Origin of the sequence: Olavius algarvensis spirochete endosymbiont, assembly GCA_900608495.1 — a bacterium.
Taxonomy (GTDB): domain Bacteria; phylum Spirochaetota; class Spirochaetia; order DSM-2461; family DSM-2461; genus UBA2779.
The window spans coordinates 1-702 of the sequence record UWYT01000012.1 but is presented as its reverse complement, the minus strand read 5'-3'; the positions used below and the strand labels follow the sequence as shown (position 1 = coordinate 702).

The window sequence follows — 702 nt, the reverse complement described above, 5'->3', positions numbered from 1 at the left end:
GCCTTGGAGGGTGGTCCCCCCTGTTTCCGACAGGGTTCCTCGTGTCCCGCCGTACTCAGGATAGTAAGCAGAGACTCTCAGAAATTTCGATTACGGGGCTTTCACCCTCTCTGGCCGGCCTTCCCAGTACCGTTCTTCTATCTCCAAGCTTCCCCATCACTTACTTCCTACAACCCCAGAATTGCCGTAACTATCCTGGTTTGGGCTCTTCCCCTTTCGCTCGCCGCTACTCAGGAAATCTCATCTTGATTTCTTCTCCTCTGGGTACTTAGATGGTTCAGTTCCCCAGGTCTCGCCTCATATGGCTATGTCTTCACCATATGATATGCGCTGTGCGCATGGGTTACCCCATTCGGGTATCCCCGGATCAATGGATGTTTGCTCCTCACCGAGGCTTCTCGCAGCTTACCACGCCCTTCTTCGCCAAACAGCTCCAAGTCATCCACCATGGACTCTTATTTACTTGACCATATTATTCTATATATCCCTTCCCTATATCACACCCGCTTACTCAAAACTGCAGATGCTATCAACATGTCAAAGAACTCAAATGGAAGCTGAACTCATCGCAATGCACGATGAAGAACCACTCAGCAATTTGGATTAGGGTTCAACGCCTTTGGGCCTGACAAGAGTTGAACTTGTGACCTCACGCTTATCAGGCGTGCGCTCTAACCAGCTGAGCTACAGGCCCGGATACAC

At 50.6% G+C, this 702-nt stretch carries 1 tRNA gene and 1 rRNA gene; both read right to left on the bottom strand.

The window, feature by feature from the left end:
- A 23S ribosomal RNA gene (locus S1OALGB6SA_RS00095) occupies nucleotides 1–469 on the bottom strand; the annotation flags it as partial.
- A 151-nt stretch (nucleotides 470–620) separates the two neighbouring features.
- Nucleotides 621–694, bottom strand: a tRNA-Ile gene (locus tag S1OALGB6SA_RS00090).
- Nucleotides 695–702: the final 8 nt, after the last annotated feature.